This window comes from Limnohabitans sp. 2KL-27 (assembly GCF_001269345.1).
Lineage (GTDB): Bacteria > Pseudomonadota > Gammaproteobacteria > Burkholderiales > Burkholderiaceae_C > Limnohabitans_A.
Map to the genome: position 1 here is coordinate 76,279 of NZ_CXOP01000001.1, position 20,232 is coordinate 96,510.

Consider the following 20,232-nt stretch of genomic DNA (forward strand, 5'->3'; position numbering starts at 1 on the left):
CAGCCTTGGCCCTTCGAAGCACACAGCTTGAAGAAACATCGCACAGCGCTCGGAGCACGGGCGCATGGCGCTCATGCGTTCAATCCTGTCCGGCCCGAGGCGACTGTGGCGTGGCGTCGCTCTTTGGGAGGTGGTCTGGTTGCGCCGCAGGCTCGGTCATGAAACACATCTTCTCGCCGTCCCAGCGCTGGCCGCACCAGCACACGCCTTCGGCATTGATGATGCAAGTGCCGGTGCCGCAGCACCGTGGATCGTCTGACATGGGCCTGCTCCTGTGGGCTGTATGGATCAAAGTGACAGGATGCCTGAAAGTGCTTGAGGCATCCGGCTCATGCGATCACAGCCCCGCATTGGCCTTGGCTTTTTCGCAAGCCATCAAGATGCGCTCGGGCGTGGCAGGCGCGTCCATGTACACCACCGCTTGGTGGTTGGCGCTGGCGGCCACCGCATCGCGCAAGGCGAAGAAGGCAGACAGGCCCAACATCAAAGGTGGCTCGCCCGTGGCCTTGCTGTTGAAAGGCGTGGGCTTGAGGTTGGCGTTGTCGAACAAGGTCACATTGAAATGCTCCGGGATGTCGCCCGCCACGGGAATCTTGTAGGTGCTGGGGCCATGCGTGAGCAATTTGCCTTTTTTGTCCCAGATGCACTCTTCCATGGTGAGCCAACCCATGCCCTGGACATAAGCGCCTTCGATCTGGCCTTTGTCGATCGCGGGGTTGATGCTGCGGCCCACGTCGTGCACGATGTCCACGGCTTTCAGCCACCACTCGCCGGTGCGGGTGTCGATTTCCACTTCGCTCACGGCCGCGCCATAGCAGTAGTAATAGAACGCACGGCCATTCAGGGTCGCGAAGTCGTATTTGATTTCGGGCGTCATGTAAAAGCCCGTGACCGACAAGCCCACACGCTCCATGTACGCTTGCTTGGTCACATCGGCCCACTTGACCGACTTGCCGCCGCCGTGCAGTTCGTTGTTGGCAAAGCTGACGTCTTCGGGTTGGCAGCCCAGCATGCGGGCCGCCACAGGCTTCAAGCGTTCACGCATTTGCATCGTCGCATTCATGATGGCCGCGCCGTTGATGTCGGCACCGCTCGATGCGGAGGTTGCCGAAGCGTTGGGCACTTTTTGCGAGTCGGTGGCCGTGATGCGCACATGGTCCACGCTGATGCCCAAGCCGTCGGCGCAGACCTGCGCCATCTTGGTGTTCAGGCCTTGGCCCATTTCGGTGCCGCCATGGTTGCAACTGACCGAGCCGTCCATGTACACCACCAGCAGCGCGCCGCCCTGGTTCAGGTGCGTGGCGGTGAAGCTGATGCCGAACTTGAGCGGCACCAGCGCCATGCCGCGCTTGCGGGTTTTGCTTTGGGCGTTGAAGGCTTGAATCTGAGCGCGGCGCTCGGCGTATTTGGATTCCTGCTCGACCTGATCGATCACTTGGTCACCCACCCAGTCTTCAATCAACTGGTTGTATTGGGTGGTCATGGTGTCGGGCGTGCCGCTGATGGCGGGGTCTTTGTAGAGGTTGAGTTTGCGCACAACCAGTGGGTCTTTGCCCAATGTCATGGCGATCTCGTCCATCACCGTCTCGATGCCGAACATGCCTTGCGGGCCGCCAAAGCCACGGAAAGCGGTGGCGCTTTGGGTGTTGGTTTTGCAGCGGTGGCTCACCAACTTGAGCGCAGGCAGGTGGTAGGTGTTGTCGATGTGCAAGCAAGCACGGTCGTTCACAGGGCCCGAATAGTCGGTGCTGTAGCCGCAACGTGACATGAGCGTGATGTCGGCACCCAAAACGCGGCCACTGTCGTCAAAGCCCACTTCGTAGTCGATGCGGAAATCGTGGCGCTTGCCAGTGATGGTCATGTCGTCGTCGCGGTTCACACGCAGCTTGACCGGCTTTTGCAGTTTGAACGCGGCCAAAGCGGCGCTTTGACTGAAGATGCTGGCGTTGCCTTCTTTGCCACCGAAGCCACCGCCCATTCGGCGACAGATCACTTCCACATCGTTGGTGTGCAGGTTCAGGGCGTGCGCGGCTTCGCGCTGGTTGCCGTCGGGGTGCTGGGTCGAGACGTACAGCGTGAGCTGCCCGTCTTCCTTGGGCACCGCATAGGTGATCTGGCCTTCGAGATAAAACTGCTCTTGTTGGCCGGTGTTGGTGCTGCCCTTGATTTTGTGCGGGGCTTTGGCAATGGCCGCGGCGGCGTCACCACGCGTGATGCCCTTGGGCGGCATGATGAAGCTGCTCGCCGCCATGGCCTCTTCGATGGTCAAGATGGGGGGGAGTTCTTTGACCAGCACCTTGGCTTTTTTGGCGGCTTCTCGGGCGTAGAGCATCTCGCGCGCCACCACCACGGCCACAGCTTGGCCGACAAACTCGACCTTGCCTGCAGCGAGGAACGGGTCATCATGGATGATCGGGCCGCAGTTGTTTTCGCCGGGAATGTCTTTGGCCGTGTAGACAGCCACCACGCCATGTTGTTTCAACACAGCTTCGCGGTCAATGCCGTCGCCAATCAACTCGCCATGCGCCACGGGCGACAAGATCAGCGCGGCATACAAAGTGCCTGCATGCTCGGGAATGTCGTCGATGTAAGTGGCCGAACCCGTCACGTGCAGGTGCGCTGACTCGTGCACGATCTCGGTGCCCTGCTGAACACCCGTAGCGGGCAACAGGTTTTTGAGTGGGGTAGGAGCGTTCATTCAAGCCACCTCTTTCGTTTGTTCTTCAATGAATTCGAGCACCAGATTACGAGCCACCAGGGCGCGGTAGGCCCATGTGGCACGCAGACCGTCGCGGGCGGTGAAGCTGGCGGCGATTGCGGCGTCCAGGTCGGCCGATTTCACATCGGCAGGCGACTTGCCCTCGAGCACCGCTTCGAGTTGGGGCGCACGGCACGGCGATGGTGCCAGACCGTTGTAGGCCAGCTTCACGCCAAGCAACTTGCCGCCTTGCAGCGTGTAGCTGATGGCCGCGCAGGTGGCGGAGATGTCTTGCTCAAAACGCTTGCTCACCTTGTGGGCGCGGAACACCTGGCCAGCCACTGGCTTGGGCAACTCGATCGCTTCGATGAACTCACCGGGCACCAGCACGTTTTTCTTCATGCCGGTGTAAAACTTATCCAGCAAAACCTTGCGGGTGTTGTCGCCCCGGCGCAGCACCAGGCTGGCACCCAGCGCCATCAGGCAAGGCATGGTGTCGCCAATCGGCGAGCCGTTGGCAATGTTGCCCGCCAAGGTGGCGGTGGAGCGGATGGGCGGCGAGCCAAAGCGGCGCAGCACTTCGGTGAAGTCGGGGTAAGCCTGAGCGACCAGCGCTTCGACTTGCGTGAGCGACACGGCCGCGCCAATGCGCCAGGCGCTGGCGGTTTCGGTCACTTGGCGCAGTTCTTTGACGTTGCCCAAATACATGATGTGTTCAGGGCGTGAGAACTGCTTGTTGACCTGCAGGCCAATTTCGGTGCTGCCTGCCAACAAGGTGGTGGTGGGGTTCTTGACCAGATAGTCGGCCACCTCCGCGAGGGTGGCGGGCGACACGAACTCATTGCCTTTGCGGGTGCGCACCACGGGCTGAACGATGATGTCGCCGTCCAAACTCAGCGTGGGCACGCTGGCGCGTTTGATTTCTTGGAGCAAAGGCACATCGGCACTGTCATCGAGCTTCAAGGCCTCAGGCTTGGCGCAGGCTTGGGTGGCCGAATCGATGATCGGCTTGTAACCGGTGCATCGGCACAGGTTGCCGCTGAGCGAATCCGTGATCTGCTGGCGATTGGGCATGGGCAACACCTGCACCAAATTGACCAGGCTCATGACGATGCCAGGCGTACAAAAGCCGCACTGCGAGCCGTGGCACTTGACCATTTCGGCCTGCACCGGGTGCAGCGTGCCGTCGGCTTTTTTCAGGCTCTCGACGGTCTTGACCGATTTGCCGTCCAGCGAAGGCAGCAGCTGAATGCAGGCGTTGGTGGCCACATAGTCCACACCCGTGCCTGCGGCGTTGAGCTCACCCACCATCACCACGCAAGCGCCGCAATCGCCTTCAGCGCAGCCCTCTTTGGTGCCGGTGCGGTGCAGTTCCTCGCGCAGGTAATCCAGAACAGTGGTGGTGCGGCGCTCACCTTGGGCTTCGACGATGCGGCCGTCGAGCACAAAGCGCACGGTGTTGGTGACTTGGGTCATGGTGCGGGGGGTGGGGTAATTGAACTGTAAACCCCGATTTTAAGGAATCGGGGCCTTCACGGGGCGGCTTTTCGACGGATTAATGGGGATCTGACCCCGATTAATTAATTGGGGTCAGATCCCCATTGTTTTATGAGCCACGGTAAGTGGAGTAGCTCCAGGGGCTGGCCAGCAGGGGCACGTGGTAGTGCTGCTCTTCGTGGGCCACGCCAAAGTCCAGCGACACACGGTTCAGGAAATTGGGCTCGGGCAGTTCGACGCCTTTGGCTTTGAAGTAGTCGCTCACATTGAAGACCAAGCGGTAAGTGCCTTTGCGCAGGCTGGCGTGGTCGTAAAGCAGGCCGTCGGGGTTGCGGCCATCGTGGTTGAGGGTGAAGCTTTTGACCAAGGTGGCCTGGTCGCCTTGTGTGGTGTACAGGGACACCTGCATGCCCGCGGCGGGGCAGCCGTGCATGGTGTCCAAAACATGTGTGCTCAATCCCATGGTGTGCTCGCTTGTCTTGAATGGGGGTCAAAAGGGTGGTTGAGGTCAGGCTTTGAAAAGCCCTTTAAGCCGGTCGACTGAAGTGTATACAATTTTGCTTTTGGTGGCTATGATTTGCGCCACCGACACCCAAAACCCGGAGCAAGTGCCCCAAGGGACCGCGAGACATGGAAACCTCCACCACGCACCACATCGTCGAATCGCTGACCCGCGCCATCGTGGAGCACCGACTTTTGCCGGGCTCCAAGTTGGCCGAGCAAAAGCTGGCCGACCACTTTGGCGTTTCACGCACGCTGGTGCGCCAAGCGCTGTTTCAGCTCTCGCAAAACCGGTTGATCCGTTTGGAGCCAGCGCGCGGCGCGTTTGTGGCCGCACCCTCGGTCGAAGAGGCGCAGCAGGTCTTTGCCGTGCGCCGCATGCTCGAAGCCGAGATGACGCGCGCCTTTGCGCAACAGGTCACGCCCGCTCAAATCGTGGCCCTCAAAGAGCACATCCAACAAGAGCGCGAAGCCGTGACGCAAGGCGACATCACGGGGCGCACAGAATTGCTGGGCGATTTTCATGTCCGCATGGCCGAACTCATGAACAACGATGTGCTGGCCCAGGTGTTGGGCGAGCTGATTTCGCGCTGTGCCCTGATCACGCTGATGTACCAGTCCCGCAACGAGGCCGAGCACTCCACCGACGAGCATGTGACCATCGTGGCCGCCCTCGAGGCGCAGGACGCTGACCTGGCCGTGCGCCTGATGCACGAGCACCTGCTGCACGTCGAAGCCAGCCTGACCTTCGACCGCAAAGTGCCCACCCACGACATTTCTCTGGCCTTGGCCTGAACCATCGAGCGATATCCATGAGCGTTTACGACAGCACCCTCCCCTATCCCCGCGATCTCAAAGGCTACGGCCGCCACGTCCCGCATGCCCAGTGGCCGGGCGGCGCACGCGTGGCCGTGCAGTTTGTCTTGAATTACGAAGAGGGTGGCGAGAACTCGGTGCTGCACGGCGATACGGGTTCTGAGCAGTTTTTGTCTGAAATGTTCAACCCTGCCTCCTTCCCCGAGCGGCACATCAGCATGGAAGGCATTTATGAATACGGCTCGCGTGCAGGCGTTTGGCGCTTGTTGCGCGAGTTTGAAAAGCGCGGCCTGCCGCTCACCGTCTTTGGCGTGGCCACCGCCTTGCAAAAGCACGACGACGTGACAGCCGCCTTCCGAGAACTGGGTTATGACATCGCCTGCCATGGCCTCAAGTGGATCCATTACCAAAACATCGACGAAGCCACCGAGCGTGCCCACATGGCCGAGGCCATGGCCATTTTGCAAAAGCTCACAGGCGAGCGCCCCTTGGGCTGGTACACCGGACGTGACAGCCCCAACACGCGACGCTTGGTGGCCGACTTTGGTGGCTTTGAATACGACAGTGACTATTACGGCGACGACCTGCCCTTCTGGATGAAAGTGCGCAAGAGCGACGGTAGCGATGCACCGCAACTGATCGTGCCCTACACCCTGGACTGCAACGACATGCGCTTTGCACTGCCCCAGGGCTACTCGCACGCTGACCCCTTTTTCCAGTACATGAAGGACACCTTTGATGCGCTGTACGCCGAGGGTGACCCGAATGGCGACAACGCCCCCAAGATGATGAGCATCGGCATGCACTGCCGCCTGCTGGGCCGCCCGGGTCGCATCACCGCGCTGCAACGCTTTTTGGACCACATCCAGTCGCACGACAAGGTCTGGGTGGCACGGCGCATCGACATTGCGCGGCACTGGAAAGCCCACCACCCCTACCAGGATTGAACATGTCCCTGACCCTTGAAAAACTCAACAGCGCATCCCACGCCAATGCCGCGCACATGCTCGACGGCTTGTACGAGCACTCGCCCTGGATCGCCGAGCAGGCGCTGGCCCAACGCCCCTTCGCCTCGCTGGCGCAACTCAAGCACGCCATGTGCGAAGTGCTGGCGCACGCCGGGCGCGACGCGCAGCTGGGCCTGATCCGCGCCCACCCCGAGCTGGCGGGCAAGGCCATGGTCAGCCAAACGCTCACCGCCGAATCGACGAACGAACAAACCAAGGCAGGCCTGACCGACTGCACGCCCGAGGAGTTCGCCAAGATCCAAAAGCTCAACGCAGACTACAACGCCAAGTTCGGCTGGCCCTTCATCCTGGCAGTGCGCGGCCCGCGTGGCTTGGGATTGAGCAAAAAACAGATCATCGACGCCTTTGAGCGCCGCCTGTTCGGTCACCCCGATATTGAGTTGCAAGAGTGCCTGCGCAACATCCACCGCATCGTCGAGATCCGCCTGAACGACAAGTTCGGCGTGGAACCCACGCTCGGCCACCAGGTCTGGGACTGGCAAGAACAACTGGCCCAACACAGTGACCCCGGCTTTGCCGAACTGGGCCAACTCACCGTCACTTATTTGACCGACGCGCACCGCGCCTGCGCCCAGCGCATCACGCAAAACATGCGCGACTGTGGTTTTGACGAGGTCTATACCGATGCGGTAGGCAATGTGGTGGGGCGCTATCACGCGGCGTCGACCAGCGGCAAATATTTGATGACGGGCAGCCACTACGACACCGTGCGCAATGGCGGCAAATACGACGGTCGCCTGGGCATCTTTGTGCCCATGGCCTGCGTGCAGCAGCTGCACCAGCAGGCCAAGCGTTTGCCCTTTGGCATCGAGGTCGTGGCCTTTGCCGAAGAAGAAGGCCAGCGCTACAAAGCCACCTTCCTCGGTTCGGGCGCGCTGATTGGCCAGTTCAACCCCGCTTGGCTGGACCAGCAAGACGCCGACGGCATCACCATGCGCGCGGCCATGCAACACGCGGGCCTGTGCATCGACGACATTCCCAAAATCCAGCGCGACCCGGCGCAATACCTGGGTTTTGTCGAGGTGCACATCGAACAAGGTCCGGTGCTCAACGAAGTGAACATCCCGCTGGGTGTGGTGACCTCGATCAACGGCAGCGTGCGCTACCTGTGCGAAATCATCGGCACCACCAGCCACGCGGGCACCACGCCGATGGACCGCCGCCGCGACGCCGCTTGCGCCGTGGCAGAACTGGCGCTTTACATGGAGCAACGCGCCGCCCAAGACGGCGACAGCGTGGCGACGATGGGCCAGCTGCAAGTGCCCAACGGCTCGATCAACGTGGTGCCCGGCCGCTGCACCTTCAGCCTGGACATGCGGGCACCGACCGACGCGCAACGCGACGCGCTGGTCAACGACATCCTGGCGCAGCTGCAGGCCATTGCCGAGCGCCGTGGCGTGCGCGTGAAAGCCGAGCTCACCATGAGCGCCGCCGCCGCGCCCAGCGCCCCCGAATGGCAAGCACGATGGGAACGCGCCGTGAGCGCACTGGGCGTGCCGCTGTTCAAACTGCCCAGCGGCGCAGGCCATGACGCCATGAAGCTGCACGAGGTCATGCCCCAAGCCATGCTGTTTGTGCGCGGCGAAAACGCGGGCATCAGCCACAACCCTCTCGAATCCACCACCAGCTGCGACATGCAACTGTGTGTTGACGCCTTCACCCATGTTTTGAACCAACTTGCATCGGAATTGTCATGAGCGCTACCGAAACCCAATACCAACAACTCGACGCCTGGATCGACGCGCACTTTAACGAGCAGGTGAAGTTCCTGCAAGCGCTGGTGCAAGTGCCCACCGACACCCCGCCCGGCAACAACGCCCCGCATGCCGAGCGAACAGCCGAGCTGCTGGCGCCCATGGGCTTTGCCGCAGAAAAGCACGCCGTGCCCGCCTCCGAAGTCAAGGCCTACGGCCTGGAATCGATCACCAACCTGATCGTGCGCCGCAAATACGGCGAGGGCAAAACCATTGCCCTGAACGCCCACGGCGACGTGGTGCCCCCTGGCGAAGGCTGGACGCACCCACCCTACGGCGGCGAGATCCACAACAGCGCGATGTACGGCCGCGCCACCGCTGTGAGCAAGTGCGACTTTTCCACTTTCACCTTCGCCACTCGGGCACTGGAATCACTCAACGCGCCCCTCAAAGGCGGCGTGGAACTGCACTTCACTTACGACGAAGAGTTTGGCGGCGAAATGGGCCCCGGCTGGCTGCTGGCCAAAGGCCTCACCAAGCCTGATTTGATGATCGCGGCAGGTTTTAGCTACCAGGTCGTCACCGCACACAACGGCTGCCTGCAAATGGAAGTGACGGTGCAAGGCGAGATGTCGCACGCCGCCATCCCCGACAGCGGCACCGACGCGCTGCAAGGCGCGGTGCACATCCTGAGCGCCCTGCTCGCACTCAACACGCAATACCTGAAAGTCACGTCCAAGGTCGAGGGCATCACCCACCCCTATCTGAACGTGGGCCTGATCGAAGGCGGCACCAACACCAACGTGGTGCCCGGCAAAGTGAGCTTCAAGCTCGACCGCCGCATGATTCCCGAAGAGAACCCAGCCGAAGTCGAAGCCAGCATCCGCCAAACCATTGCCGACGCCGCAGCCAGCTTCATGCCCCCACGTGGTGGCCATGTGCTGAAAGTGGACGTGCGCCGCATGCTGCTGGCCAACGCCATGAAGCCGCTGCCGGGCAACCAACCGCTTGTGAGCGCCATCCAGAAACACGGCGAACAAGTCTTCGGAGAAGTCATCCCCGCCCTGGGCACGCCGCTCTACACAGACGTGCGCTTGTATGTGGAGCGCGGCATCCCTGGCGTGATCTACGGCGCAGGGCCCCGCACTGTGCTCGAATCCAACGCCAAACGCGCCGATGAGCATGTGCAGCTCGAAGACCTGCGCCGCGCCACCAAGGTGGTGGCACGCACGTTGCTGGATTTGCTGGCCTGAACATCACCGCGGCGCAGATTGGAACCCTGCGCCAGCCCGTGCAGGCCTGCACCACCGCAGGGTAAATCGAGTCCTGGACCAGGATCGGTCCAGCTGGGGTGCCGATGGACCGTGCGCTTTTTCCGCTGATGCCTGGGCTTTAACCCCGTTTCAGATACACCTTGACGAAACTGCTCTTGAGCTGATCTGCTTGCGCGCGCATGGCCCCCAGATTTCCGGCTTGCGCCAATGCCAGCAGCTCATCCAGGTTTTTGCGAATGGCCTGAATCTCGACGTCGTTGGCTTCCAGTTCCACAGGTTTGAACTTGTCGCTGAGCATGGGATGCAGTTGCTTGACTTTTCCCGCATCCTTGGCGTTCGCAGCGTCCAAGATCAGCTCCATCGCGTCATGAAAATCCACCAGCGCGACGGCCAGCATGGAAAACCCGTTGCGCTTGAAGATGTCCTGAAACACGGGGCGGATCTTTTCCAGATCCAGGTGCGCCTGATGCAGATCGCCATCGCGCACCAGGGGTTCAACAGCAGCCATGATCACAGCCACCTGCTGCAAATCGCTCACCAGTTGGCGGTCGCCCCTGAGGGCATAGGGCTGATAAGTGCTGTATTTGCGCTGAAAAACCGCATAGCCTGACACCATTTTTTCCCAATTCGCTACAGCTGAGTCGCGCTCATTTTTGCCCGTCAGAAACATTGTTTGTAAAAGTGGTTCATCGCATTGAACTCTTCCAAAAAGAGTTTGCGACTGAAAAACTCGCTGCCATAACTGCCACCGACGAGCAAGGCCAGCAATGCCAGCCACCCCAACCCGCGCCAGACGGGGCTTACTTTGCCACCGGCAACTTGGGCCGTGCCCATGCCCATGAATCGGTACAGGGGGCAAAACTGTGCACCCGCCGTGACCACCAGCACCACCGCCCCAGCGAAGGCAGCCCATTGCCAAGCCCCTGTCAGCCAGAAATAGCCCCCTTGCGCCAGAACGATGGCCAAAGCCAGACGACACCAGCGGTCGATGGGATGGATGTTTTTCATTACAAAACCTCATGTTGGATCACCAAAAGGTTTTCGGCGATGTCGGATTTCAGTATCCACACACCCGCCCCTGTTGGAATTGATCCTGATCACGGGGCCGGAATCTTTTTCCAAGACTTCATGTCCCGGGGTATTCCCTGAGGTCAAGTGGGCATATTTTGTATACAGTTTCGAACACAAAGAAGCACACATCTAGTTTCTTTGCAGTTTTCTCCCTCTGTTTACTTTTCAGGAGACCCCTCCATGAGTTCAACCATCCACCCCGTGGACGAGCATTTACCCAATGGCAAGCTCGCCGCTTTGGGCCTGCAACATGTGCTGGTGATGTATGCCGGCGCGGTGGCCGTGCCCCTGATCGTGGGCCGCGCCCTCAAGCTCAGCCCTGAACAAGTGGCGATGCTGATCTCGGCCGACCTGTTTTGCTGCGGTTTGGTCACGCTGATCCAGTCGCTGGGCGCCACCCAGTGGTTTGGCATCAAGCTGCCCGTGATGATGGGCGTGACGTTTGCTTCTGTGGCCCCCATGGTGGCCATGGCCAACAACAACCCGGGCGTGCAAGGCGCGGGGCTGATCTTTGGCGCCATCATTGGCGCGGGGGTGATATCGATCTTGATTGCGCCCATCGTGAGCCGCATGCTGCGGTTCTTCCCGCCTGTCGTCACCGGCACCATCATTGCCGTCATCGGCATCAGCTTGATGCGCGTGGGCATCAACTGGATTTTTGGCAACCCCTTCGGCCCCACAGCGCCCAGCATTCCCAACCCGGAACACCTGGCCTGGCTCGATGCCGCCAAACAAGCGGCCAGCACCGGCGCGGTGCCCCCGGTGCCTGCCGGCATGAACATCGTGGGCTCGGTGCCCAACCCCAAGTACGCGCAGCTGTCGCACATCGGGATCGCTGCCATTGTGTTGGTGTCCATCTTGTTGATTGCCAAGTACGCCCGTGGCTTTGTGGCCAACATTTCGGTGCTGCTGGGCATCGTGATCGGTGGCGTGGTGGCTACAGCTGCCGGCCTCATGAGCTTCGACAAAGTCGGCAAAGCCGGCTGGTTTGACCTGGTCTTGCCCTTCGAAATCGCCACGCCCGTCTTTGACCCGATCCTGATCCTGACCATGACCTTGGTGATGATCGTGGTGATGATCGAGTCGACCGGCATGTTCCTCGCCTTGGGCGATCTGACGGGCAAAAAAGTCGACCAAAAAATGCTCACCGCAGGTCTGCGCACCGACGGTCTGGGCACCCTGATCGGCGGCATTTTCAACACCTTCCCCTACACCAGCTTCTCGCAAAACGTGGGCCTGGTGGGTGTGACGGGCGTGAAAAGCCGCTTCGTCTGTGTGGCCGGCGGCGTGATCCTGATCGTGCTGGGTCTGTTGCCCAAAATGGCCGCTCTGGTCGAGTCGCTGCCCACTTTTGTGTTGGGTGGGGCGGGCTTGGTGATGTTCGGCATGGTGGCCGCCACCGGCATCCGCATCTTGGCCAGCGTGGACTACAAGGGCAACCGCAACAACCTGTTCATCGTGGCGATTTCGATCGGCTTTGGCATGATCCCGCTGATCGCGCCGCGCTACCTGCAGTGGATGCCGCACAGCATCCACCCGCTGATCGAATCGGGCATCTTGCTGGCCTCCATCAGCGCGGTGCTCTTGAACCTGTACTTCAACGGGTCCAAAGGCGACAGCAGCGAGGCCATCGAAGCGGCCAAACACGCCGACTCGCACTGATGACATGGATACCCGGTCAAGCCGGGTATGACAGACATTTGTCACACAAAAGCCAAGCCCAGCGCTTGGCTTTTTTGCTTTTTATGCAGGTAATCCGCAGGGTATTGGGCGCACCAAATGGGTTACGCTTTCCCATTGATTTCCTTTCCTGAGCCAAAGAGACAATTTCCATGAGCCAAAAACCACTCTCCCCCGCCGAAGAAGCCCTGCGCGACGCGGCCCGCGATTACCACCGCTTGCCCACGCGCGGCAAGGTCTCGGTCAACCCCACCAAGCCCCTGTCCAACCAGCGCGACCTGTCGCTGGCCTACTCGCCCGGTGTGGCTTATCCCTGCCTGGACATCGAAGCCGACCCGTCCAAGGCGTTTGACTTCACCTCGCGGGGCAACCTGGTGGCCGTGATCACCAATGGCACGGCCGTGCTGGGCCTGGGCGACATTGGCCCGCTGGCGGCCAAGCCCGTGATGGAGGGCAAGGGTTGCCTGTTCAAGAAGTTTGCGGGCATTGACGTGTTCGACATCGAGTTGGCCGAGCGCGACCCGGACAAGTTGGTGGACATCATCGCCGCCATGGAACCCACGCTGGGCGGCATCAACCTTGAGGACATCAAGGCCCCCGAATGCTTCTACATCGAGAAGAAGCTGCGCGAGCGCATGAACATCCCGGTCTTTCATGACGACCAGCACGGCACGGCCATCATCGCCTCGGCCGCCATGCTCAACGGCCTGGAGCTGGTGGGCAAGGACATCGGCAGCATCAAGCTGGCCGTCTCGGGTGCGGGTGCGGCGGCCATCGCGTGTCTGGACGTGATGGTGGGCCTGGGCGTGAAGACCGAGAACATTTTTGTGTGCGACTCCAAAGGCGTGGTCTACGAAGGCCGACCCGGCGGCTATGACGAATCCAAAGCCCGCTATGCCCAAAAGACCGACGCCCGCACACTGGCCGATGCGGTCAACGGCGCGGACGTGTTCCTGGGTTGCTCCGCCCCTGGCGTGATGACGGTGGACATGCTCAAGACCATGGCCCGCGACCCGGTGATCCTGGCGCTGGCCAACCCCGAGCCCGAAATCCGCCCCGAACTGGCCAAAGCCGCCCGCCCCGACTGCATCATCGCCACCGGCCGCTCGGACTACCCCAACCAGGTCAACAACGTGCTGTGTTTCCCCTACATCTTCCGAGGTGCCCTGGACTGTGGCGCGACCAAGATCACCGAGGCCATGAAGCTCGCCTGCGTGCGCCAGATTGCCGACCTGGCCAAGGCCGACATCAGCGAGGAAGTGGCCAGCGCTTACGCGGGCAAGGAGCTGTCATTTGGGCGCGACTACCTGATTCCCACGCCGTTTGACTCGCGCCTGATTTTGCGCATCGCGCCCGCGGTGGCGCAAGCCGCGGCCGAATCGGGTGTGGCCACTCGCCCCATCACCGACATGGACGCCTACCGCCAGCAGCTGCAAAGCTTTGTCTCGCAAACCGGTTTGTTGATGCGCCCGATCTTCAACGCAGCCAAGGCTGTCGCCAAAAATGCCAAGCGCGTGGCCTATGCCGACGGCGAAGACGAGCGCGCCCTGCGTGCTGCCCAAATGGCCATCGACGACCAACTGGCCCACCCGATCCTGATCGGCCGCCCCGGCGTGATCGCCGCCCGCATCGAAAAAGCAGGTTTGCGCATGCGCTTGGGTGTGGATGTGGACAACGTCAACCCCGAAGACGATGAGCGGTTTCGCCAGTATTGGGAGCACTACCACCAGCTGATGAAGCGCAACGGCGCCACGCCCGCGGTGGCCAAGGCCGCGGTGCGTCGCTCCAACACCATCATCGGCTCGCTGATGGTGTCGCTGGGCGATGCCGACGCCCTGATTTGTGGCCTGACGGGCAGCTACATGACGCACCTGGAGCGCATCGACAGCATTTTGGGCAAACGCACGGGCGTGACCAACTACGCGGCCGTGAACGCGCTCATGAGCGACTTGGGGCCGCTGTTCATCACCGACACCTATGTTCAAGAAGACCCGAGCGCCGAGCAACTGGCCGAGATCGCGGCCATGGCGGTCAAGGAGATTCAGCGCTTTGGCATCGTGCCCAAGGTGGCCTTCCTCTCGCATTCGAGCTACGGCTCGTCCAAGCGGGCATCGGCTCGGAAGATGCGCCAGGCACGTGACCTGTTTGTGGGGCAGCACCCCGACATCGAGTGCGATGGCGAGTTGCACGGCGACGCCGCTTTACAGCCCGAAATCCGCAACGTGTACCTGGAAGACAGCACCCTGAGCGGCTCGGCCAATTTGCTGGTGTGCCCCAACCTGGACGCGGCCAACATTTTGTACAACGTGATGAAAACCACCACCAGCGGCGGTGTCACGGTGGGCCCGATCCTGATGGGCGCGGCCGGCACGGCGCACATCCTGACGCCTGCAGCCACGGTGCGCCGGGTGCTCAACATGACCGCCCTGGCCGCTGCCGGTGTGCGCAGCTGAGCCGCAAAAAACGGGCTCAGCACTGCAAAAAACCCCAATTTGGTGCTCACTTCAGCCGAAATGGGCACCAAAACAGGGGTTTTATAGGGGATGAACCTGACATACACCGTCAGGTACTTGTTTGATAATGGCATCGATTTTGCTAGACAAGATTCACCGTTTATCAGACCCTGGAGCCCCTCATGAACAAGCGTTTCTTACTCAAGGCCACGGCCGCACTGGCCGCAGTCGCCTCTTTTGGCCTGGCACAAGCCCAAAGCACTGCCATCAAATTCCAGCTCGACTGGCGCTTTGAAGGCCCCTCTGCTTTCTTTCTGCTGCCAGCTGCCAAGGGCTATTTCAAGGACGCCAAACTGGACGTGACAGTGGACTCGGGCAACGGCTCGGGTGGCGCCGTCACCCGCGTGGCCTCGGGCACTTATGACCTAGGCTTTGCCGACCTGGCCGCCCTGATGGAGTTCCACGCCAACAACCCCGACGCCCCCAACAAGCCCGTGGCCATCATGATGGTCTACAACAACACGCCTGCCTCGGTGATGGCGTTGAAGAAGTCCGGCATCAAGACCCCCGCCGACTTGGCTGGCAAGAAGCTGGGCGCTCCCGTGTTTGACGCTGGCCGCCGTGCCTTCCCTATCTTCCAAAAAGCCAATGACATTGGCAACGTGGCCTGGACCGCCATGGATCCGCCACTGCGTGAGACCATGCTGGTGCGTGGTGACGTGGACGCCATCACCGGCTTCACCTTCACCTCGCTGCTCAACATCGAAGCGCGTGGCGTGAAAGCCGAAGACGTGGTCGTCATGCAGTACCCCGATTTCGGCGTCAAGCTCTACGGCAACGCGATCATCGCCTCACCCAAGATCCTGAAAGAAAACCCAGCCGCTGTGAAAGCGTTCCTGGCTGCCTTCACCAAGGGCGCCAAGGACGTGATGGCCGACCCGGCCAAAGCCATTGAATCGGTCAAGGCCCGCGACGGCATCATCAACGTGGCCCTCGAAACCCGCCGCCTGCAACTGGCCATCGACACTGTGATCAACAGCCCCTCGGCCCGCGCCGAAGGCTTTGGCCAAATCAACGCCCCGCGCATGACGTTGATGGCTTCGCAAGTGTCGGACGCCTTCAACACCAAGACCCGCGTCAAGTCCGAAGACATCTGGAACGGCTCGTTCTTGCCGACTGCCAAAGAGCTGGACATCCTGCCCAAAGGCAAGAAGTAATCCAGCGCCAGTTTCGGGGCATGCCGCCCCGGCGCTCCGGGCCCACCGCCACCTTGCACGGGTCGGTGGGCTTTTACAGGGCGTAGCGTGTATACACTTTCGAACACCATTTTCGAGCTCTCACCATGACCCAAGAATCATTCGTTGATTTCCAGAATGTCTGGCTGGCCTACAACGACGAGTTGCTGGCGCAAAACCACTTCGCTGTCGAAGACATCAACCTGCAGGTCAAGCAAGGCGAGTTCATCGCCATCGTGGGGCCATCGGGTTGCGGTAAGTCCACCTTCATGAAGCTGACCACAGGCCTGAAGATGCCGAGCAAGGGCCGCATCCTGGTTGACGGCCAGCCCGTGACCGGGCCGCTCAAAATCAGCGGCATGGCCTTTCAGGCCTCCTCGCTCTTGCCCTGGCGCACCACGCTTGACAACGTCTTGTTGCCGCTGGAAATCGTGGAGCCCTACCGCTCCAACTTCAAGCAAAAAAGAGAAGAGTACGCGGAACGTGCCCGAAAACTGCTGAACACCGTCGGCTTGGGCGGCTACGAAGACAAGTTCCCCTGGCAACTGTCCGGCGGCATGCAGCAACGCGCCAGCATCTGCCGCGCCTTGATCCATGAGCCCAAGATGCTGCTGCTGGACGAGCCTTTTGGCGCGCTCGACGCTTTCACCCGTGAAGAACTCTGGTGCATCTTGCGTGACCTGTGGACCGAGCAAAAGTTCAACGTCATTTTGGTCACGCACGACCTGCGCGAATCGGTGTTTTTGGCCGACACGGTCTATGTGATGAGCAAGAGCCCCGGCCGCTTTGTGGTCAAACGCGAGATCGACCTGCCGCGCCCACGCGATCTGGAGATCACCTACACCCCCGAATTCACCAACATCGTGCACGAGTTGCGCGGCCACATCGGTGCCATGCGCAAGACCGGTACGGCGATCAACCAATAAGCGGGAGACCCTCATGAACAAGAAATCCCTCGAAAGCTGGTCCCCCTGGATCTTGCTGGTGCTGAGCATCCTGATCTGGGAAGGCCTGTGCCGCGCCTTCAACGTGTCGGAATTCGTTTTCCCGAGTCCCTCGCGCATTGCGCAGCAAACCATCGAATACCGCGACGTGATCGCAGGCCACGCCTGGCGCACCTACTGGGTGACCATGGTGGGCTTTGGCATCGCCATCGTGGTGGGTGTGCTGCTGGGCTTCATCATCGGCAGCTCACGCCTGGCCTATGCCGCCGTGTACCCGCTCATGACCGCCTTCAACGCGCTGCCCAAAGCGGCCTTCGTGCCCATCTTGGTGGTGTGGTTCGGCATCGGCATCGGCCCCGCCATCTTGACGGCCTTCCTCATCAGCTTCTTCCCCATCATGGTGAACATCGCCACGGGTTTGGCCACGCTGGAGCCTGAGCTCGAAGACGTGCTGCGCGTGCTGGGCGCCAAGCGCTGGGACGTGCTGGTCAAAGTCGGCCTGCCCCGTTCCATGCCTTACTTCTACGGCTCGCTCAAAGTCGCGATCACGCTGGCCTTTGTGGGCACCACGGTGTCCGAAATGACCGCGTCAAACGAAGGCATTGGCTACCTGCTGATCTCGGCCGGATCGGCCATGCAGATGGGCCTGGCGTTTTCGGGTCTGGTGGTGGTGGGCGCGATGGCCATGGCCATGTACGAACTGTTCAGCGCCATCGAAAAGCGCACCACAGGCTGGGCACACCGCGGCTCGCAAGGCGAATAAGTCCCATGCTGTTTTGCGTGTGAAGCCGTCGGCCCATCCCAGGGAGTTGATCCGATGACTTGGCTGGCCCGACTGGATCTGGACTACACGCACGAAGCCGAGCGCAGCGTGGCCCGCTACCTGCACCAAGGCCCGCTGCGCATTTTGCAAAGCCTCTACCCCGAAGGCGATGCGGTGTGCCACAACGTGCTGGTGCACCCCCCCAGCGGCCTGGTGGGTGGCGACACACTCGACATGCGCGTCACCGTGGGTTCAGGCGCCCATGGCCTGGTCACCACGCCCGGGGCCACACGCTTTTATCGGTCGGAGGCTGGGCTGGCCACGCAGCAAGTGCATGCACGCTTGGAATCGGGTGCGCGGCTCGAATGGCTGCCTTTGGAGGCGATTGCTTACAGCGGCTGCGATGGCCTCAATCGGGCCGTGTTTGACCTGGCGCCAGGGGCCGAACTGATCACCTGGGACATCACGGCGCTGGGCCTGCCCGCCGCTGACTTGCCCTTTGCACAAGGGACCTTTCGCCAGCACCTGGAAATCCCGGGAGTCTGGCTCGAGCGCGGCACGCTCGACGCCAGCGACAACCGGCTGATGAACAGCCCCTTGGGTCTGGCCGGTCAGCGCTGCATGGCCACGCTGGTGTTTGCGGCAGGCAGCGCCATATCGCCTGAGCGCTCGGATCGGGCCTTGGCCTGCGCACGGGAACTGCTTGAAGCCTCAGAACTGCGCCTGACCGCCGGGGCCACCTCACCGCACCCACAGGTCATCGTGCTGCGGGTGCTCTCGCCTGTGACCGAACCTGCGATGCAGCTGCTCAAACAAGTCTGGGCCGCCTGGCGCCACGAGATGTGGGGCATGAGCGGCACCGTACCGCGGCTTTGGAATCTTTAGGAATTGAGAGCGTTACGCAATCAATGTCCGATAAAGGCTGAAAGCGGACTACGACAAGCTGGCACCAAGGGCAGGAATCGACCAAAAGCGGCCCGTGATAGCCATGAAAAGCTGACGCTCAACGTTAATACAGCGGCTACCGGAGGCTGTCAGCTGCAATGATGGGTTAAGTTTAAATGAGCGTCTTTACCTTTGACGTAAAGTCGCTGCAGAACTGAGCGTTAGCTCGTACCCACAGTGCAAGAAACGCCCCGCGGACGATGGCCTCGGGAACGAAGCAAATTTTGATGCCGACTTGGTTGAAAAGCAGGTGCGGGTTCCCAAAGTTGCCATTCCGTGTTCCCCCTCGTGTGCAGCCTTGCCTGAAACTCAGGTAACGCCTAGATCAGAGGTCTTTGGCTCGTACAGCCGCACTTGGAACCATGTTCTAGACGTTGTACGTAGCCACGCTTTTGATGAGGGTAAAGAACTTTATGGATGTGCCTTGAAGTTCAAATGATCATGGGAATATCTGTCGCAGGTGGAGTATTGCGACTGCGTCCACAGCGCACCAAACCATCGATCATCACCATGCCAATGCCGGGGATATCACCCAGTTGAACACTGTCCAGCAGGTCTTTTCCAGCAGTGTGCTGGGCCTTGTCCATGAACACGAAGTCGGCTGCGCGGCCAACTTCGATGAGGCCACAATTTAAGTCGCGTATGCGTGCGGTATTGCCCGTCGCGAATCCGAACACAACTTCGGCAGGAATACCCGCGAAGCTGGAAATGAGCGAGATAAGCCGCAGCATACCCAGCGGCTGTACACCCGATCCTGCAGGCCCATCGGTGCCAAGAATCACCCGATGCGGACACTTGAGTTCGATGGCAGCGCGCGCGGCCTCAATGGCAATTTTCTCGTTGCCGTTGTGCACAATTTCAATGGCACGCGAGGACTTTTCGCACAATTCGCACACATGTCGCCAAGGCAGAGCAGTGTGGCCACCGTTGATGTGGCCAATTACATCAGCATCTGCTTCCAGGATCACGTCCTTGTCGATCAGGCCCGAGCCTGGGATAGACGGACCACCGGTGTGAATGGTGCTCTGGATTCCGTATTTTCTCGCCCAAGCCACCATTTTTTGAGCTTCTTCTCCGGCCTTGACCGATCCCAGCCCCACCTCGCCAAGCAGTTTGACTCCTGCATCAGCCAGGTCCTTGAAGTCTTGCTCAATCATGCCTTTTTCAATGACAGGAGCGCCAGCAATCACTTTGACGCCACCGGGGCGGAAGTTCTCGTAGGCGCGCTGTGCGGTGATGGCCAGGGCTTTAAGCCCGACGATGTCTTTGGGGCGACCGGGTAGGTGAACCTCGCCAGCCGAGATCATGGTCGTGACGCCGCCGTTCATAGTCGAGTCGATCCAGCCAATCTGGTTCTGACGCGGCGTCCAATCGCCAAAAACCGGGTGCACATGGCTGTCAATCAGGCCAGGAGCCACACAGGTTCGGCGAACATCAATAGTCTGACGAACGCCTTCTAAGTCGCAGTCCTTTTCTTTCCCGACTGCAATGATGATGCCGTCATTCACTAAGATGGTGTCGGCATCCAGAATGGGATTGTCGATGTCGCCCGAGAGCAGTAAGCCGATGTTTTTAATGAGAACCTTGCCCGATTTTTCAGTGATTGCAGCTTCTGCCATGAGTTACTCCGGTG

At 60.7% G+C, this 20,232-nt stretch carries 17 protein-coding genes; 10 read left to right on the plus strand and 7 right to left on the minus strand.

What is annotated here, in order from left to right:
- Nucleotides 1-79: 79 nt before the first annotated feature.
- The 4 genes from LHAB_RS00360 to uraH all read right to left on the minus strand — a co-directional run bounded on the left by LHAB_RS00360 (nucleotide 80) and on the right by uraH (nucleotide 4,658).
- Entirely contained in the window at nucleotides 80-262 is a 183-nt protein-coding gene (locus tag LHAB_RS00360) for a hypothetical protein (protein ID WP_090043409.1), read from the minus strand.
- 75 nt (nucleotides 263-337) lie between these two features.
- Nucleotides 338-2,698, minus strand: coding sequence for a xanthine dehydrogenase molybdopterin binding subunit (xdhB, locus tag LHAB_RS00365; RefSeq protein WP_090043410.1), 2,361 nt, complete (start codon nucleotides 2,696-2,698; stop codon nucleotides 338-340).
- Complete coding sequence (gene xdhA / locus LHAB_RS00370; protein ID WP_090043411.1) at nucleotides 2,699-4,174, minus strand: xanthine dehydrogenase small subunit; 1,476 nt, start codon at nucleotides 4,172-4,174, stop codon at nucleotides 2,699-2,701. It abuts the gene before it with no gap.
- Between the two features lie 130 nt (nucleotides 4,175-4,304).
- A complete protein-coding gene (gene uraH, locus LHAB_RS00375; RefSeq protein ID WP_090043412.1) occupies nucleotides 4,305-4,658 on the minus strand; it encodes a hydroxyisourate hydrolase in 354 nt (117 codons plus the stop codon).
- 167 nt (nucleotides 4,659-4,825) lie between these two features.
- Here uraH and LHAB_RS00380 point away from each other — a divergent pair, with 167 nt between their 5' ends.
- From LHAB_RS00380 to LHAB_RS00395, 4 genes are read left to right on the plus strand one after another with little or no spacing between them, the layout of a single operon-like run.
- Nucleotides 4,826-5,491 (plus strand): GntR family transcriptional regulator, encoded by a 666-nt coding sequence (locus LHAB_RS00380; RefSeq protein ID WP_090043413.1) that lies wholly within the window; start codon nucleotides 4,826-4,828, stop codon nucleotides 5,489-5,491.
- Between the two features lie 17 nt (nucleotides 5,492-5,508).
- Nucleotides 5,509-6,459 (plus strand): allantoinase PuuE, encoded by a 951-nt coding sequence (gene puuE, locus LHAB_RS00385; protein ID WP_090043414.1) that lies wholly within the window; start codon nucleotides 5,509-5,511, stop codon nucleotides 6,457-6,459.
- Nucleotides 6,460-6,461: 2 nt separating this feature from the next.
- Nucleotides 6,462-8,237 (plus strand): 2-oxo-4-hydroxy-4-carboxy-5-ureidoimidazoline decarboxylase, encoded by a 1,776-nt coding sequence (gene uraD, locus LHAB_RS00390; protein WP_090043415.1) that lies wholly within the window; start codon nucleotides 6,462-6,464, stop codon nucleotides 8,235-8,237.
- The gene (locus LHAB_RS00395) at nucleotides 8,234-9,487 is read left to right on the plus strand and encodes a M20 family metallopeptidase (RefSeq protein WP_090043416.1); all 1,254 of its coding nucleotides are present in this window, start codon (nucleotides 8,234-8,236) and stop codon (nucleotides 9,485-9,487) included. The genes uraD and LHAB_RS00395 overlap by 4 nt, the downstream gene beginning before the upstream one ends.
- Before the next feature lie 139 nt (nucleotides 9,488-9,626).
- On the opposite strand, the gene LHAB_RS00400 is transcribed toward LHAB_RS00395, so the two are convergent.
- Entirely contained in the window at nucleotides 9,627-10,124 is a 498-nt protein-coding gene (locus tag LHAB_RS00400) for a hypothetical protein (RefSeq protein WP_194943032.1), read from the minus strand.
- Nucleotides 10,125-10,168: 44 nt separating this feature from the next.
- Nucleotides 10,169-10,516: a YgaP family membrane protein gene (locus tag LHAB_RS00405; RefSeq protein WP_090043418.1), complete on the minus strand. Its 348-nt coding sequence runs from the start codon at nucleotides 10,514-10,516 to the stop codon at nucleotides 10,169-10,171.
- 243 nt (nucleotides 10,517-10,759) lie between these two features.
- On the opposite strand from LHAB_RS00405, the gene LHAB_RS00410 reads away from it, so the two are divergent.
- The 6 genes from LHAB_RS00410 to LHAB_RS00435 all read left to right on the plus strand — a co-directional run bounded on the left by LHAB_RS00410 (nucleotide 10,760) and on the right by LHAB_RS00435 (nucleotide 18,539).
- A complete protein-coding gene (locus tag LHAB_RS00410) occupies nucleotides 10,760-12,241 on the plus strand; it encodes a nucleobase:cation symporter-2 family protein (RefSeq protein ID WP_090043419.1) in 1,482 nt (493 codons plus the stop codon).
- A gap of 170 nt (nucleotides 12,242-12,411) precedes the next feature.
- Complete coding sequence (locus LHAB_RS00415; RefSeq protein ID WP_090043420.1) at nucleotides 12,412-14,712, plus strand: NADP-dependent malic enzyme; 2,301 nt, start codon at nucleotides 12,412-12,414, stop codon at nucleotides 14,710-14,712.
- Between the two features lie 182 nt (nucleotides 14,713-14,894).
- Nucleotides 14,895-15,929, plus strand: a complete 1,035-nt coding sequence (locus LHAB_RS00420) for an ABC transporter substrate-binding protein (protein ID WP_090043421.1) — start codon at nucleotides 14,895-14,897, stop codon at nucleotides 15,927-15,929.
- Nucleotides 15,930-16,054: 125 nt separating this feature from the next.
- Entirely contained in the window at nucleotides 16,055-16,873 is an 819-nt protein-coding gene (locus LHAB_RS00425) for an ABC transporter ATP-binding protein (protein ID WP_062402671.1), read from the plus strand.
- A gap of 13 nt (nucleotides 16,874-16,886) precedes the next feature.
- Nucleotides 16,887-17,654, plus strand: coding sequence for an ABC transporter permease (locus LHAB_RS00430; protein ID WP_090043422.1), 768 nt, complete (start codon nucleotides 16,887-16,889; stop codon nucleotides 17,652-17,654).
- A gap of 54 nt (nucleotides 17,655-17,708) precedes the next feature.
- The gene (locus LHAB_RS00435; RefSeq protein ID WP_090043423.1) at nucleotides 17,709-18,539 is read left to right on the plus strand and encodes an urease accessory protein UreD; all 831 of its coding nucleotides are present in this window, start codon (nucleotides 17,709-17,711) and stop codon (nucleotides 18,537-18,539) included.
- A gap of 491 nt (nucleotides 18,540-19,030) precedes the next feature.
- Here the strand turns inward: LHAB_RS00435 and LHAB_RS00440 are convergent, their stop codons facing one another.
- Entirely contained in the window at nucleotides 19,031-20,218 is a 1,188-nt protein-coding gene (locus LHAB_RS00440) for an amidohydrolase family protein (RefSeq protein ID WP_090043424.1), read from the minus strand.
- Nucleotides 20,219-20,232: the final 14 nt, after the last annotated feature.

What these genes read in the sequence shown, in the direction of transcription:
- xdhB (WP_090043410.1), bottom strand. Translation starts at nt 2,698, where the DNA reads ATGAACGCTCCTACCCCACTCAAAAACCTGTTGCCCGCTACGGGTGTT.
- LHAB_RS00360 (WP_090043409.1), bottom strand. Translation starts at nt 262, where the DNA reads ATGTCAGACGATCCACGGTGCTGCGGCACCGGCACTTGCATCATCAAT.
- LHAB_RS00440 (WP_090043424.1), bottom strand. Translation starts at nt 20,218, where the DNA reads ATGGCAGAAGCTGCAATCACTGAAAAATCGGGCAAGGTTCTCATTAAA.
- LHAB_RS00410 (WP_090043419.1), top strand. Translation starts at nt 10,760, where the DNA reads ATGAGTTCAACCATCCACCCCGTGGACGAGCATTTACCCAATGGCAAG.
- LHAB_RS00400 (WP_194943032.1), bottom strand. Translation starts at nt 10,124, where the DNA reads ATGGTGTCAGGCTATGCGGTTTTTCAGCGCAAATACAGCACTTATCAG.
- LHAB_RS00415 (WP_090043420.1), top strand. Translation starts at nt 12,412, where the DNA reads ATGAGCCAAAAACCACTCTCCCCCGCCGAAGAAGCCCTGCGCGACGCG.
- uraH (WP_090043412.1), bottom strand. Translation starts at nt 4,658, where the DNA reads ATGGGATTGAGCACACATGTTTTGGACACCATGCACGGCTGCCCCGCC.
- xdhA (WP_090043411.1), bottom strand. Translation starts at nt 4,174, where the DNA reads ATGACCCAAGTCACCAACACCGTGCGCTTTGTGCTCGACGGCCGCATC.
- LHAB_RS00380 (WP_090043413.1), top strand. Translation starts at nt 4,826, where the DNA reads ATGGAAACCTCCACCACGCACCACATCGTCGAATCGCTGACCCGCGCC.
- LHAB_RS00435 (WP_090043423.1), top strand. Translation starts at nt 17,709, where the DNA reads ATGACTTGGCTGGCCCGACTGGATCTGGACTACACGCACGAAGCCGAG.
- puuE (WP_090043414.1), top strand. Translation starts at nt 5,509, where the DNA reads ATGAGCGTTTACGACAGCACCCTCCCCTATCCCCGCGATCTCAAAGGC.
- LHAB_RS00430 (WP_090043422.1), top strand. Translation starts at nt 16,887, where the DNA reads ATGAACAAGAAATCCCTCGAAAGCTGGTCCCCCTGGATCTTGCTGGTG.
- LHAB_RS00420 (WP_090043421.1), top strand. Translation starts at nt 14,895, where the DNA reads ATGAACAAGCGTTTCTTACTCAAGGCCACGGCCGCACTGGCCGCAGTC.
- uraD (WP_090043415.1), top strand. Translation starts at nt 6,462, where the DNA reads ATGTCCCTGACCCTTGAAAAACTCAACAGCGCATCCCACGCCAATGCC.
- LHAB_RS00395 (WP_090043416.1), top strand. Translation starts at nt 8,234, where the DNA reads ATGAGCGCTACCGAAACCCAATACCAACAACTCGACGCCTGGATCGAC.
- LHAB_RS00405 (WP_090043418.1), bottom strand. Translation starts at nt 10,516, where the DNA reads ATGAAAAACATCCATCCCATCGACCGCTGGTGTCGTCTGGCTTTGGCC.
- LHAB_RS00425 (WP_062402671.1), top strand. Translation starts at nt 16,055, where the DNA reads ATGACCCAAGAATCATTCGTTGATTTCCAGAATGTCTGGCTGGCCTAC.